Source organism: Sphingomonas sp. 10B4, from assembly GCF_035019905.1.
In the GTDB taxonomy this organism is placed as follows: domain Bacteria; phylum Pseudomonadota; class Alphaproteobacteria; order Sphingomonadales; family Sphingomonadaceae; genus Sphingomonas; species Sphingomonas glacialis.
The window spans coordinates 1-13,735 of the sequence record NZ_JASJVC010000089.1; the positions used below are offsets into that span (position 1 = coordinate 1).

The 13,735-nt window shown below is 61.4% G+C and carries 11 protein-coding genes and 1 pseudogene; 10 read left to right on the forward strand and 2 right to left on the reverse strand.

Annotated features, from left to right (window positions below; all coding sequences use genetic code 11):
* The first annotated feature begins 412 nt into the window (after positions 1–412).
* Positions 413–1,159: an HAD-IIB family hydrolase gene (locus QN347_RS17175; protein WP_322161361.1), complete on the forward strand. Its 747-nt coding sequence runs from the start codon at positions 413–415 to the stop codon at positions 1,157–1,159.
* Positions 1,160–1,258: 99 nt separating this feature from the next.
* Here the strand turns inward: QN347_RS17175 and QN347_RS17180 are convergent, their stop codons facing one another.
* Positions 1,259–2,605, reverse strand: a complete 1,347-nt coding sequence (locus QN347_RS17180) for an LTA synthase family protein (RefSeq protein WP_322161359.1) — start codon at positions 2,603–2,605, stop codon at positions 1,259–1,261.
* A 346-nt stretch (positions 2,606–2,951) separates the two neighbouring features.
* Here QN347_RS17180 and QN347_RS17185 point away from each other — a divergent pair, with 346 nt between their 5' ends.
* The 9 genes from QN347_RS17185 (at position 2,952) to QN347_RS17225 (ending at position 12,904) form a co-directional block, all read left to right on the forward strand.
* A complete protein-coding gene (locus tag QN347_RS17185; RefSeq protein ID WP_416194474.1) occupies positions 2,952–4,322 on the forward strand; it encodes a capsule biosynthesis protein in 1,371 nt (456 codons plus the stop codon).
* Between the two features lie 215 nt (positions 4,323–4,537).
* Positions 4,538–5,572 (forward strand): GDP-mannose 4,6-dehydratase, encoded by a 1,035-nt coding sequence (gmd, locus tag QN347_RS17190; RefSeq protein WP_189676616.1) that lies wholly within the window; start codon positions 4,538–4,540, stop codon positions 5,570–5,572.
* An 88-nt stretch (positions 5,573–5,660) separates the two neighbouring features.
* On the forward strand, positions 5,661–6,560 hold the full coding sequence (locus tag QN347_RS17195; RefSeq protein ID WP_322161356.1) for a GDP-mannose 4,6-dehydratase: 900 nt from the start codon (positions 5,661–5,663) through the stop codon (positions 6,558–6,560).
* Position 6,561: 1 nt separating this feature from the next.
* Positions 6,562–7,668, forward strand: a complete 1,107-nt coding sequence (locus QN347_RS17200; RefSeq protein ID WP_322161354.1) for a glycosyltransferase family 1 protein — start codon at positions 6,562–6,564, stop codon at positions 7,666–7,668.
* Positions 7,669–7,824: 156 nt separating this feature from the next.
* Positions 7,825–8,874: a polysaccharide biosynthesis/export family protein gene (locus tag QN347_RS17205; protein WP_323494214.1), complete on the forward strand. Its 1,050-nt coding sequence runs from the start codon at positions 7,825–7,827 to the stop codon at positions 8,872–8,874.
* 170 nt (positions 8,875–9,044) lie between these two features.
* Complete coding sequence (locus QN347_RS17210; protein ID WP_322161352.1) at positions 9,045–10,154, forward strand: hypothetical protein; 1,110 nt, start codon at positions 9,045–9,047, stop codon at positions 10,152–10,154.
* Between the two features lie 4 nt (positions 10,155–10,158).
* Positions 10,159–10,959: an ABC transporter permease gene (locus QN347_RS17215; protein WP_322161350.1), complete on the forward strand. Its 801-nt coding sequence runs from the start codon at positions 10,159–10,161 to the stop codon at positions 10,957–10,959.
* Positions 10,956–11,609 carry an ABC transporter ATP-binding protein gene (locus QN347_RS17220; RefSeq protein ID WP_322161348.1) on the forward strand — a complete coding sequence of 218 codons (654 nt, stop codon included), beginning with the start codon at positions 10,956–10,958 and terminating at the stop codon, positions 11,607–11,609. The genes QN347_RS17215 and QN347_RS17220 overlap by 4 nt, the downstream gene beginning before the upstream one ends.
* A gap of 371 nt (positions 11,610–11,980) precedes the next feature.
* On the forward strand, positions 11,981–12,904 hold the full coding sequence (locus QN347_RS17225; protein WP_323494216.1) for a glycosyltransferase family 1 protein: 924 nt from the start codon (positions 11,981–11,983) through the stop codon (positions 12,902–12,904).
* A 163-nt stretch (positions 12,905–13,067) separates the two neighbouring features.
* On the opposite strand, the pseudogene QN347_RS20995 reads toward QN347_RS17225, so the two are convergent.
* Positions 13,068–13,184: pseudogene (locus QN347_RS20995) on the reverse strand (IS5/IS1182 family transposase); the annotation flags it as partial.
* Between the last annotated feature and the right edge of the window lie 551 nt (positions 13,185–13,735).

A 13,735-nucleotide genomic window follows, 5' to 3' on the forward strand; every position in this document is an offset into this window, starting at 1 on the left:
CCGCCCGCCGCGGTCGTCAAACCGCAAAGCCGGGTCGGCAAAGCCCTGGTACGAAGACTCATGAATAATCCGGGTTAATCGTGCTCTCACGGAAAGGGGGGCGACTGGCGAGCGGCGAGGTTGTTTGCAAGGCAGGCGGCACCAGTCCCGATGCGCTCGATATCAAGCGGGTGTCTCGGCAAACCCGAGGGCAAATCGCGCGCCAATCTCGCGCTGGGTAGCCTCTGCCTCGCGAAGGCCAGCACCTTAAGACAGTGCAAACCGGAGCGCAGATCATTTTATCGGGGCTGACGCCGTTGTGGCCCCGTCGGCTCGGGCAACAATTGGCTTGCCAAGGATGCGCACGCTGCGCAAAGGCCTCGGGTATTGTGTCCATCGGCCCTTCAGGCCCTAGTTTTCAGAGACCCGGCGTATGAAAAAACTGGTTGCCTTCGACCTCGACGGAACGCTGGCCGAGAGCAAGCAGCCGCTGCAAGAGCCGATGCAGCAAGCGCTGACCGATCTGCTCGACGTGGCGCATGTCGCGGTGATCTCGGGCGGCGACTGGCCGCAATTCGAAAAGCAGGTCGCCTCGCGCCTGCCCGAGGGCGCCGATCGCAGCAAATTGTGGCTGATGCCGACCACCGGCACCAAGCTCTACACCTTCAAGGACGGCGCCTGGTCGGCGGTCTTCGCTGAGCTGTTCGACGATGCGACCAAGGCCAAGATCCTCACCGAATTCGACGCCGCGCTGGTCGCGACGGGCTTCGTTCCCGAGCAGACCTGGGGCGAGCGGATCGAGGATCGCGGCAGCCAGATCACCTTCTCGGCACTCGGCCAGCAGGCGCCGCTCGATGCCAAGGAGCATTGGGATCCCGATTTCGCCAAGCGCAAGATCATCCAGGCCGATCTGCGCAAGCGTCTGCCGGGGCTGTCGATCAACATGGGCGGCGCGACCTCGATCGACATCACCCGCGAAGGCGTCGACAAGGCGTACGGCCTCAAGAAGCTGCGCGACGCGAGCGGCATCGCGCTCGACGAGATGATGTTCATCGGCGACGCGATCTTCCCGGGCGGCAACGATTATCCGGCGAAGGAACTCGGGCTCGACACCGTCCGCGTTCGCGACCCCAAGGAAACCGTCGCGGTGATCGAGGGTATCGTCGCCTGCCTCAAGTAAGCGGTGCCGCCGCTGGCGGTCAGCCGCCGGCGGCGTACGGCGTCGCGTCTCGTGCGATCGCGTGACCGATCACCGTAATCGTCGCGGCGGCCGCGACGATTACACCGCCGCGGGCGGCCTGAGGCAGTCGAGCACGGCGTGATGCAAGTCGGCGGGCGTCAGGTCGACCCGGCCGTTGCCCGCGATCGTGTTCCCCGTCCCGTCGAAGCGCAGCATGACATAGGGCGTGTGCCGCGCACCGCCGGGTTCGAGAATGCCGGGAATGCTCGGCCGATGATCGCCGAAGAACACGAGCAGCGCCGGGCGTTCGTCGGCGGCGAGGCGAGTGCACAGCGCGGTCAGCATCGCATCGCTGCTGCGCAGATGCCGCAGATAGGCGTCGAGCCCGATTGCCGCGCCGGGCTCGCGATGCTTGTCCCACGGGCCGTGGTTTTCCATCGTTACCGCATAGATCAGCGCCGTTTTGGGCGATTGGTCGACCAGTGCGGCGAGCGCGTCGCCCAGTGTCCGGTCGTCGACATACCGCCCGCCGCCTTCCAGCGTAGGCGCAAAGCCCTCCGCGCCGATCAACCTGTCGAACCCGACCGCCGGCATCAGGCGGTTGCGGCCATAGAAGCGCAGATCGTGCGGATGGACGAAGGTCGTGCGATAGCCGATCGCGCCGAGTTGCGCCGACAGCGCATAGCTCGCCTCGCCGTGCGCGCTGAGAAACGGATCGTAACGCCGGAAACCGAGCGCTGCTTCGCTGCGGCCGAACAGCACGCCATATTCGGTGCGCATCGTGTAGGCGCCAAAGCCGCTCACCTCGAGCTCGCCATATTGCCAGGCGGCGGCGCGGGCGCGGTCGAGCCCGGGCAGCGCGCGCGACGCGTCGCCCGTCAAGGCGACCGGATCGGCAAACGATTCGCACTGCACGATGACGATCAGTTGCGGCGCGGCGATCCCGGCCGCGGCATGCGGCGCGGGCAAGGGCGGTCGCGGCGGCGGGTCGGCGGTTTCGCGCCAGCGGAGCCAATACAGCGCCGCGGTCGCGATCAGCCCGAACCGCGCGAGATCCGCCTCGAGCCCAGGCCGCAGCGCCTCCGCCGCGAACCACCGTCCGCGCAGCAGCACACCCATCGCGCCACCCGCGCCAATCATCACCGCCAAGCCGGCCGCGTGCGCGAGCGGCGCAGGCTCGAACAGCGCCATCAGCGTGAGCACGGCGAGGAGCAGCGCGATCGCCCCGAGCCAGCGCTGCCGCTGCGGGATCGCGGTGAAATAGAATCGCGGGTGACGCACGACGGCGACGAGCAAGGCGAGGTCGGAGAATACCAGCGGCTCGCCGAGCATCGTGAATTTCGCGTTGGAGGCGACGACGAACAACGCCAGCAGGGCGATCGCCAGCAGTGCAGCGACCGGCGCATTGCCCGAGAGGGCGAGGCCGAAGCCGAACAAAGCGGTCATCGCCAGGGCATGCATCGCCAATCCGCGCGCCGCGCGAAAGCGTATCGCGCGCGGCCTCACACTAGCGTCAAGCAGGATCGACGCGATCAGCATAGCAATAAAGACGATCACATCATCCGCCACAAATGCGCGCTTCGAACGGGCGCGGCGTCTGCCTCGACCGAACCTTGCCTGCGCACTTGCTGCAAGGAGAAGCGGCTGCGCTATAGCGTCCGTGGACAAGGCTGTCACGATCGCGCGCGCGCGCTGGCCTCCTTGGAAAGTTCTGCAACGCTCTGTATGAGCGCGTTTTGGTACGATGGCGTATGGGGCACAGCCATTGCCGGGTGAAGACAAGGAAGACCAGATGCCCGAACACTCTACCGGCGCGCCGGTCCTGATGCCGCAGGTCGCGGCGCCGGGCGTGCCGGCCGCGCTCGAGCGGCGCAACATCCTGTTGCTGCAGGGGCTGATGGGGCCGCTCTTTCGCAAGGTCGGGCAAGCGCTGCGGCGCGACGGATACGGCGTCTACAAGGTCAATTTCAACGGCGGCGACCGGCTGTTCTGGCGCTTGCCGAACGGGATCGACTATCGCGGCACCCCGGCGGAATGGCCGGGGGCGCTCGAGCGGATCATCGCCGATCGCGGCATTACCGACGTCGTGCTGTTCGGCGACTGCCGCCCGCTGCACATCGCCGCGATCGCGCTGTGCCGCGATCTTCACATCCCGGTCCATGTCTTCGAAGAAGGCTATATCCGGCCCGATTGGGTGACGCTCGAACTCGGCGGGGTGAATGGCCATTCGACGCTGCCGCGCGATGCCGCCTGGTATCGCGCCGAGGCCGCGACGCTGCCGCCGGTACCGCCACAGCATCCCTTCCCCTCGTCGTTTCGCCGCCGCGCGGTGGAGGGCATTCTCTACAATCTCGCCGACGTGCTGACGCGCTGGCATTATCCGTTCTGGGAAAACCACCGCCCGTTCCATCCGGTGGTCGAGGGCATCGGCTGGGCCCGTCGATTGATGCGCCGCAAGGAAGCGCGCGAACGCGCCGATGCGGTCCTTGCCCGGCTCGCGGTGACGACCGAACCCTATATGGTGTTTCCGCTCCAGCTCGATTCGGATGCGCAGATCCGCTTCCATTCGTCGTTCGCGGGTGTCGCCGATGCGTTGCTGATGGTGATCACCTCGTTCGCCAGCCATGCGCCGAAGGATATGCGGCTGGTGGTGAAGGAGCATCCGCTCGACAATGGCGTGCGCGACTGGCGCGACGAGGCGATGATGCTGGCCGCGTTGCACGGCGTGGCGGACCGGATCGATTATCTCGAGATGGGCGACATCGTTCCCGTAACGCAGCGCTCGAAGGGAATGGTGACGATCAACAGCACCAGCGGCACGCTGGCGATCGCGCTCGATATTCCGGTGATCGCGCTGGGCCAGGCGGTTTACGACATCGAGGGTGTTACCTATCAGCGGCGGCTCGACGATTTCTGGCGCGATCCGGGCAAGCCCGATGCCGAAACCTTCGCGGCATTCCGGCGCGTGCTGATCGACCGTTGTCTGGTGGCCGGCGGATTCTTCTCGGACGAGGCGCTCGACAAGGTGATCGAAGGGGTCGTGGCGAGGCTCGAGGCGGCAAGTCCATTGAAGGTTGCAATTCCACAGGTACGCAAGCCGACCGTGCCAGCGACGGCTGTCTGGCAACCTCCCGAGATCGGCGATCAGCATCATCCGCGATAGCACCCGTTTGGCGGTCGTTGCCTAGGTGCTGCAACGCAGCAATCGCCGTTCTGAAAACCGAACTTAAGACTGTACCGGGAAAAAAAGCCTGCTAATGGCCGAGCGGCAGTTTTAGAGCGCGTGGCCTAAGGCGGGTAAGGGCGCGCGCGTTAAAATTGTTTGGGGGCATCGCGTCTGAGCGTTTGTCGGCGCAATGAAAGATTGAGAGGCGATTTATGAAAACCGTTGTCATAACAGGTATTTCGGGCCAAGATGGCGCGTATCTTGCACAAATGCTTCTGGCGAAGAATTATCGCGTCTATGGCACGTATCGCCGGACCAGTTCGGTCAACTTCTGGCGTATCGAAGAGCTTGGGATCCTCAATGATCCGAACCTTCATTTGGTCGAGCACGACCTAACCGATCTTTCCTCCTCGATCCGCTTGCTGCAGACATCCGAGGCGACCGAAGTCTATAACCTTGCAGCGCAGAGCTTCGTCGGCGTGTCGTTCGACCAGCCCGCGACGACCGCGGAGATTACCGGCATCGGCGCGCTCAACATGCTCGAAGCGATCCGCTGCGTGAACCCTAAGATCCGCTTCTACCAGGCGAGCACGTCCGAAATGTTCGGCAAGGTTCAGGCCGTGCCGCAAAAGGAAGACACGCCGTTCTGGCCGCGCAGCCCGTATGGCGTCGCGAAGCTCTACGCGCACTGGATCACGATCAACTACCGCGAGAGCTACGGCATCTTCGGCAGCAGCGGCATCCTGTTCAACCATGAGAGCCCGCTGCGCGGCCGCGAGTTCGTCACGCGCAAGATCACCGACACCGTCGCCAAGATCAAGCTCGGCAAGGCCGAAGTGCTCGAGCTCGGCAACATGGACGCCAAGCGCGACTGGGGTTTCGCCAAGGAATATGTCGAAGGCATGTACGCGATGCTGCAGGCCGACGAGCCCGATACGTTCGTGCTCGCAACCAACCGCACCGAGACCGTCCGCGATTTCGTGCGGATGGCGTTCAAGGCCGCCGATATCGATCTCGAGTTCCGTGGCGCCGACGACCATGAGACGGCCGTCGACGTCGCGACCGGCAAGGAAGTGGTTCGCGTCAATCCGAAATTCCATCGCCCGGCCGAGGTCGATCTGCTGATCGGCGACGCCAGCAAGGCCGAACGCGTGCTCGGCTGGAAGCCCAAGACGACGCTCGAAGAGCTCTGCCGTCTGATGGTCGATGCCGATCTGCGGCGCAATCAGTACGGCATGTCCTTCTGATGATCGGGATTCCGGTGCGTGCCGCCGTCGCGATGGGGCGACCGCGGCGGTCAGTGGCGAACGGACGTGGTCGCGCAGGGCTGCGGCCATGACGACGACGCTCGTTACCGGAATCAACGGCTTCACGGGCTATTACATGGCGCAGCGGCTTCGCGACGCTGGCCATGCGGTTCATGGCTTGGTGCGCGATGCCGATCAGGCAGATAGCGATGCCGCCACCGTGCTGCATACCTGCGATCTGCTCGACCAGGAGCGGATGTCGGCGATCATCGCCGACATACGCCCGGACTATGTAGTTCATCTGGCGGGCATCGCCTTCGTAGCGCATGGCGATCTCGCCGAGATGTACCGCACCAACGTGCTCGGCACGCGCGCCTTGCTCGAGGCGAGCGCCACCGCTGCGACGCCGCCGCGCGCGGTGCTCGTCGCCAGCAGCGCCAACGTCTATGGCAATGCCAGCGGAGGCACGCTGACCGAAGACGCGCCGGTCCGTCCGGCCAATGACTATGCGATCACTAAGGCGGCGGTCGAGCATCTCGCCGCGATCTACGCCGCGCGCTTGCCCGTGATCGTGGCGCGGCCGTTCAACTATACCGGGGTCGGGCAGAGCGAGGCTTTCCTGATCCCGAAGATCGTCAGCTACATCAAGCGCAAGGCTCCGGTTATCGAGCTCGGCAACCTCGACGTCGCGCGCGATTTTTCGGACGTCCGCGCGGTGGTCGATGCGTATCTTCGGCTTATCGAAACGCCCGCTGCCGTCGGCGAGACCTTCAACGTCTGCTCGGGGGCCGCGGTTTCGCTGCGCGAAGTGATCGCGCTGGCATGCCGAATCGCCGGGCACGAGATCGAAGTCCAGGTCAATCCCGCCTTCGTCCGCGCCAATGAAGTGAAGCTGCTGCAGGGTTCGCGCGAGAAACTCGAGCGCGTGATCGGGCCGTTGACGATGCCGCCGCTCGAAGAGACCTTGCGGTGGATGATCGAGTCATAGGATGCGGGTCGGGATAACGGTCGATTCTCTTTCCCCAAGTCTCACGGGGATCGGCCGCTACACCTGGGAATTGAGCCAAGGTCTCGCACGGCACCCGGACATCGAGGATCTCGCCTACTTCCTCGTCGATCATTGGCATTCCGATCCGGCCGCCCTGCTGACGGGGCGAGCACGCCGCCGGTCGCGCCTGCCCAAGGTCGTCCGCCGCTGGCATGCGCAGGGGCGCTTCGACGGGCGATTGATCCACGGCACGAACTACTTCCTGCCGCCGCAGGCCAAGGCCGGCGTCATCACGGTCCACGACCTGTCGATCTATCTTCACCCCGAAACGCATCCGATCGAACGGATCCGCGATTTCGAAAAGCAGTTCGCGCGTTCGCTTGATCGCGCGCTGCACGTGATTACCGATTCGGAGGCGACGCGGCAGGACTTGATCGCACAGCTCTCCTATCCCGCCGACAAGGTGACGACGGTTCATCTCGGTGTGTCGAAGCGGTTCGGGCCAAAGGACCCTAAAGCCCTTGATCCCGCGTTGCGTCGCATTTTCGGCCGCGCGATCGATCGCTACATCCTGTCGGTCGCGACGTTCGAGCCACGCAAGCGGATCGAGGCGGCGATCCGGGCGCACGCCCACTTCTGCGATCGTACGGGGCGCGATGTGCCGCTTGTCCTTGTCGGCGCAAAAGGGTGGAGCAATGAGCGCCTGCACAGCTTGATCGAGGACGAGCAAGGCAAAGGGCGGCTTATCATGCTGGGCTTTGTCGCGGAGGATGACCTGCCGCTGTTGTATGCGGGCGCGCGGCTGTTTCTGTATCCGTCGATCTATGAAGGGTTTGGTCTTCCTCCGATCGAGGCCATGGCCTCCGGCGTTCCCACGATCGTGTCCGATCGATCCTGTCTGCCCGAGGTGACGCAGGGCGCGGCGATGATGCTCGATCCGGACGACATCAACGCTTTGAGCTCCGCGATCGAGCGGGGTTTGGATGATGACATTTGGCGTAATGCCGCTATACGAGCCGGGCTGTCTGTCGCGGCGTCATATAGCTGGGATCGGTGCGTCGAGGAGACGGTCAATGTGTACCGTCGGTGCAGCGCCAAGGCAGGTTAAGGGAACGCAATGACGACTTATGAACTGGGCCGTTTTTCCGGTGTGCTCGGCAAATCGCTGCTCGCTTGTGCCCTTGCTAGTTCGCTGTCCGGATGCGCGATCATGTCGGCGGCAGGGCCTTCGTCACGTGCTGTCACACGGTCCGACGGCGCGATCATGGCGAATGCATCGATCAAGATCATCGACGTGTCCGACGCGGTGGCGCGGCGCGTCATCGCAAGCAAGCGCGACAGCCTGTTCTCTGAAGCGCTGGGTGATGGGTATGCGGCCGGTTCGATCATCGGCCGCGGCGACGTATTGGATATCGCGATCTGGGAAGCGCCACCTGCCGCGCTCTTCGGCGCTGCTGGCGGCGATGCCCGTCTGACCTCATCGAGCACGACCGCGCGCGGAACGACCTTGCCCGAACAAATGGTGAGCACCGAAGGCCGGATCAACATTCCGTTCGTCGGATCGATCGTCGCTGCCGGTCGCACATCGTCGCAGATCGAGCGCGAAATCGCCAATCGCCTCGCCGGTAAGGCGCATATGCCGCAGGTGATCGTGCGATTGGTCCGGAACGCGAGTTCCAACGTGACGGTCGTCGGCGATGTCGCCTCGAGCGCACGGGTGCCTGTCACGGCGAAGGGCGAGCGCCTGCTCGACGTGCTCGCGACGGTCGGCGGCGTCAAGCAGCCGATCGGCAAGATGACGATTCAAATCACGCGCGGTCTGAAGAATGCGTCGATGCCGCTCAGCGCGGTCATCCGCGATCCGCGGCAAAACATCCGCCTCCAGCCGGACGACGTCGTCACAGCGCTGTTCCAACCCTACAGCTTCACGGCATTGGGTGCGACGGGTCGGAACGAAGAGGTCGTCTTCGAGGGAACGGGTCTGACGCTCGCCCAGGCGATGGGCCGGTTTGCCGGGATTCAGGATCAGCGCGCCGACGTGAAGGGCGTCTTCCTCTTTCGACTTGAGGATCCCGCCGCGCTCGACCCTGCAATCCGCGATGGTGCTCAGCTCACGCCGGATGGAAAGGTGCCTGTGATCTACCGTATCAACCTAAAGGACCCGGCAACATTCTTCGTCGCGCAGAGCTTCCCGATCCATGATAAAGACGTGATCTATGTGTCGAACGCGCCGCTGGCGGACGTTCAAAAGTTCGTCAGCATCATTTCTTCGACGATCTTCCCGATCGCAACGGTGTCAACTGCATTGCCGTGATGATAGTGGCCGGGCTTAGCGCGCAGTTAGTGATTTAGCCTGGCGGATCGGCCTGAGCGGCTTGAATTGGCCACCCATCTCCGGGCTTTCCAGTTGCAAAATCCCGGTAGTGTGCGCATGACTCTTCTGGAATTCGGTCACATCTCGACCGAAATGGAACGCAGAATTCTATGCCAAATACGATTTTTGAGCGCGTCGCGAAAATCGATCGAGTGCTGTTGATAACCGTGGTAATTCCGACGGTTATCGCCTTAATTTACTTTGGTCTCATCGCTTCTGACGTCTACATTTCCGAATCTCGCTTCGTCGTGCGTAGCCCGGACAAGCCGGCTTCGTCCGGTCTGGGTATACTGTTGAAATCGACGGGCTTTACCAACGGCGGGGACGAGATTTACGCCGCCGAAAACTTCATCCAGTCGCGTGACGCGCTTGCAGCGCTTAACAAAAACGGCGATTATCGCAGGGCATATGGCGACCCGCAGGTGTCCTTCGTTGACCGCTTTAACGGCTTCGCCTCGAATGAAAGCTTCGAAGCACTTTACAAATATTACCGTAGCAAGATTTCGGTCGAGCACGAGAGCACCGCGTCTATCACGACCCTAACGGTTCGCGCCTTTACTCCAGAAGAAGCCTATCGCGTAAATTCGCAACTGCTTCGTATGGCGGAACTTACCGTCAACAATCTCAATGAGCGCGGCCGTCAAGACCTTATCCATTTTGCAGCGGTCGAGGTGAACGAAGCGAAGGATCAAGCCCGAGAGGCGGCGCTGGCAGTGTCGTCGTTCCGGAACAGTCAAGGCGTCGTCGATCCCGAGAAACAGGCAACCGCACAGTTGCAAATGGTTTCCAAGCTGCAGGACGAGATAATTGCGGCGCGGTCGGAGCTCCTTCAGCTGCGTTCCTTCACGCCGCAGAACCCCCAGATCGACGTGCTTGCCACGAAGGTAAAGGGACTCGAAAGCGAAATGCAGAATCAGGTCTCGATGGTAGCCGGTGGTAGCAAGTCGTTGGCCACGACTGCAGCGCGCTACCAGCGTCTCGCGCTGGAAAGTCAGTTTGCCGATAAGCAACTTGCCGCTGCGATGGCTTCTCTGCAGGATGCCTCTAACGAAGCGCGTCGCAAGCAGGCCTATCTCGAGCGCATCGTCTCCCCCAGCAAGCCCGATGAGGCGCTTGAGCCGCGCCGTCTACGGGGCATACTCGCGACAATCGTACTTGGATTGGTGGCTTGGGGAATCGTGACGATGCTGATGGCTGGCGTTCAAGAGCACAAGGACTGAGGCTTTGGCTAAGACCAGCTCTTTTCGCTTGTTTTCTGATGCTTGGGAGATACAGCGGCGCGTTATATGGGCACTACTTTTGCGAGAGATGCTGACTCGCTATGGAAGGCACAATATCGGGTTTCTTTGGCTCTTTGTTGAGCCGATGCTGTTCACGCTCGGTGTTACCACCTTGTGGACGCTGACCAAGGCAGTGCATGCTTCGGATTTGCCGATCGTCGCGTTTGCGCTCACAGGTTATTCGAGCGTATTGCTATGGCGGAACATGCCATCGCGCTGCATTGCGGCGATCAAGCCAAATCTGTCCCTGATGTATCATCGCTACGTCAAAGTGATGGACGTCCTCCTTGCGCGGCTTCTACTAGAGGGAGCTGGCGCCACCATCTCGTTCGTCGTGCTGTCGGTCGTCTTCATCTCGATTGGCTGGATAACCCCGCCCGAGGACGTTCTACAGGTGATCGGTGGGTGGATCCTGCTTGCTTGGTTTGGCATGGCGACTGCAATCTTACTCGGCTCCCTCTCCGAACAGTCCGAGATCGTCGATAAGCTTTGGCACCCTGCGTCCTACCTGCTTTTCCCGCTGTCCGGAGCTGGCTTTCTGGTCGAGATTCTCCCGACGGAAGCGCAGAAGTTCGTGCTCTTTCTTCCTATGGTTCATTGCACGGAGTTCATTCGTGAAGGGTATTTTGGGAGCAAGTTCCACGCTCATTACGATATGTCCTACGTTGTTACCGTGTGCGCCGGCCTGACGATCCTAGCACTTGCGCAATTGCGAAAAGTCAGTCGTGAAGTGATCCCAGAATGATTGAACTTTGCGATGTAAATAAATTCTACCGCACTCGGAAGGGGCGTCGCCAGATTCTGGATTCAGTCAGTCTGTCGATCGCGCGGGGTGAGAAACTGGGAATTCTCGGGCGCAACGGCGCCGGAAAATCGACCTTAATCAGGATCATAAGTGGTGCGGAGCAACCAACAGACGGCCTGGTTCGGCGGAGCATGAGTGCGTCGTGGCCTTTGGCCTATACGGGTGCCTTCCAGTCCGCCCTGTCTGGGCTCGACAATGTCCGGTTCATCTGCCGGATTTACGGGGTCCCGGTGGAAGAGCGCGTTGCGTTCATTCAGGAATTTTCAGACCTGGGCGCCTATCTCTATGAACCGATTAACACCTATTCCGCTGGTATGCGCGCGCGCTTGGCCTTTGCCGTATCGATGAGCATCGAATTCGACTGCTTCCTGATCGACGAGGTAATTTCGGTGGGTGATTCGCGGTTCCACGAAAGGTGCCGCGTTGAATTGTTCGAGAAGCGTGCCGATCGCGCGCTAATCATCGTTTCGCACGACGCCGCTTATGTTCGGGCCCATTGCGATAGGGCAGCGGTGCTGATCCAGGGCAAATTGCACAATTTCGATAGCACTGATGAGGCATTTGAGTTTTACGATAAATCGGTTGCTTAAGGAAAAAGTGAACCGCACGATTTTTTTGACGTCCTCAACGAGCTCAGAAGCTAGGGAATAGGCGGATGGTCTTTTGGTCAGCTGTCCGCTTTTTGCTCCCGATACTGTCCCCCAGATGGCTTGATCGGATGCGTTTGTCCCGGGCACGTCGCATGCCACCTCGCACCACCATTGCGAGGGGGCAGGCGAGACGTCTTTTGGTCGATGTGTCAATGATTGCGCAAAGTGATGCGCGCACGGGCATTCAACGCGTGGTCCGATCGATCGTCTTGAACATGCGACGGAACCCGCAAGGATGCCCTATCCAACTCGTCCGGTATGCGCAGCGCAGCTATCGGTATAGCTCCTGGCCCGAAGGCGATGAGACGACCATGCGGGCCATCCATCCGCTCGAAGGTGATGTATTTCTTGGGCTTGATCTTTCGTTCGACGCTATTCGTCGCCATGGGCGCCAGTTGCTCCGCTGGAGGCGGGGGGGGACGCGTTTCTGGTTCGTGGTATACGACCTCCTGCCTCTACAAAACCCGAAGTATTTTTCGCCAAAAGTGACCGTACGCTTTTCTTGGTGGCTGCTTGCGACGGCAAAGCTTGCCGACGGCTATCTCTGCATATCGCCGCATGTCGCCGATGATTTAAAAACGCTTTTGGCGCAGAGGTTTGGTGCCAGCACCGGAATTAATGTTGCTGTGTTCCCCATGGGATTTGACATTCCGGCGGATTCGTCGGTGCAAGATGTGCGACGTTTGCCTCCGCTTTCTGTCAATGGAAATGGTTTTATTCTTGCCGTTGGAACCGTTGAGCCGCGCAAAGGCTATGAGATGCTCCTGGATGCTTTCGATTGGCTATGGAGTCACGGTTCGTCAGCGAGGCTCGTGATTGTTGGCAAGGGTGGCTGGAAGACCGAAACGCTACAACGTCGCCTCCGTGAACATCGAGAGCTGGGGTGCCGTCTTCACTGGCTACAGGACTTGGCGGACGATGGCCTTCTTGTTCTTTATGATACTGCGAGCGCACTGGTGGTACCCTCGCATGGGGAGGGATTCGGTCTTCCAATCCTCGAGGCGCGTGCAAGATCGTGCCCGGTATTGGCACGGGACATACCTGCATTTCGCGAACATCCGGCTCAGGCGCTGCGTTTCTTCCCTGAAAACGCCGACGCTACCCAGCTTGCCCGTGCGATCTCCGAGGTTCTTCAGGATAGCGCCCGAATCCGGGCCGAAACTTCTTCGACTAAGCTACCCAGTTGGCGTGACGCTGCTGATACGATTCAGCGCCTTGTGTTGAAACTGCAATAAGTTGCACCGCACGATCCTGTAGATTCCGGGTGTGCGGTGGAGGGTGAGGGCGAACGCAGCGCTCCCGTTTCGCAGAGGGGCGGGATATGGTTTCCTGGTCAGCCGCTAAAGCACGGTGACTGCCGCGTATGGAGGTTCACTAACACTAGGGTCGGACTCATAATCAACAGATGATGTCTGCTACGAGGTATATTGCGCCAAGGAAATTGGTGACGAGTTTATCGTAGCCGGTGACGATGCGGCGATAATCCTTGAGGCGGCAGAACATCCGCTCGACGGCGTTTCGCCCCTTGTAAAGCGTGCGCGAGAAGCAGCCTTCCCAGCGGCGGTTGGCCTTTCATGGGATGTTGGGCACCGCGCCCTGACATTCGCTTAGGTCGCGGATCGCGTTGGAGTCATCTGCCTTGTAGGCCAGCACGATGGTACGCGGCGCAAGATCATCGAGCAGGACATCGGCGGCACGGTAGTCCGCGACGTTGCCGCCGGTCGGCAGGAAGCGGAGCGAGCGACCTTGGCCGTCGGTGAGCGCGTCGAGCTTGCTGTTTCGGCCGCCTCGGCTGATCCCGATCGCTTGGAGAGGCGCTCCCCTATTTCGCCGACTGCAGAGCGGCGGGCTTTCATGTACGTGCTATCGACCAGGACTTCGGGAGGCGGCCCGCCCGCTGCTGCCAGCGTGATGAACATCTCCTGCCAGATGCCTTTTGCCGCCCACCCGCACGAACCGATCGTCGAGCGTCTTTCTCGAACCGTAGCAAGAGGTGGCTCGGCAAATTTGGACAGGCTGTTAAGTGGAGTTTCTGCCTGAAGGTGGCCAGCATGGCTGCCGAACAG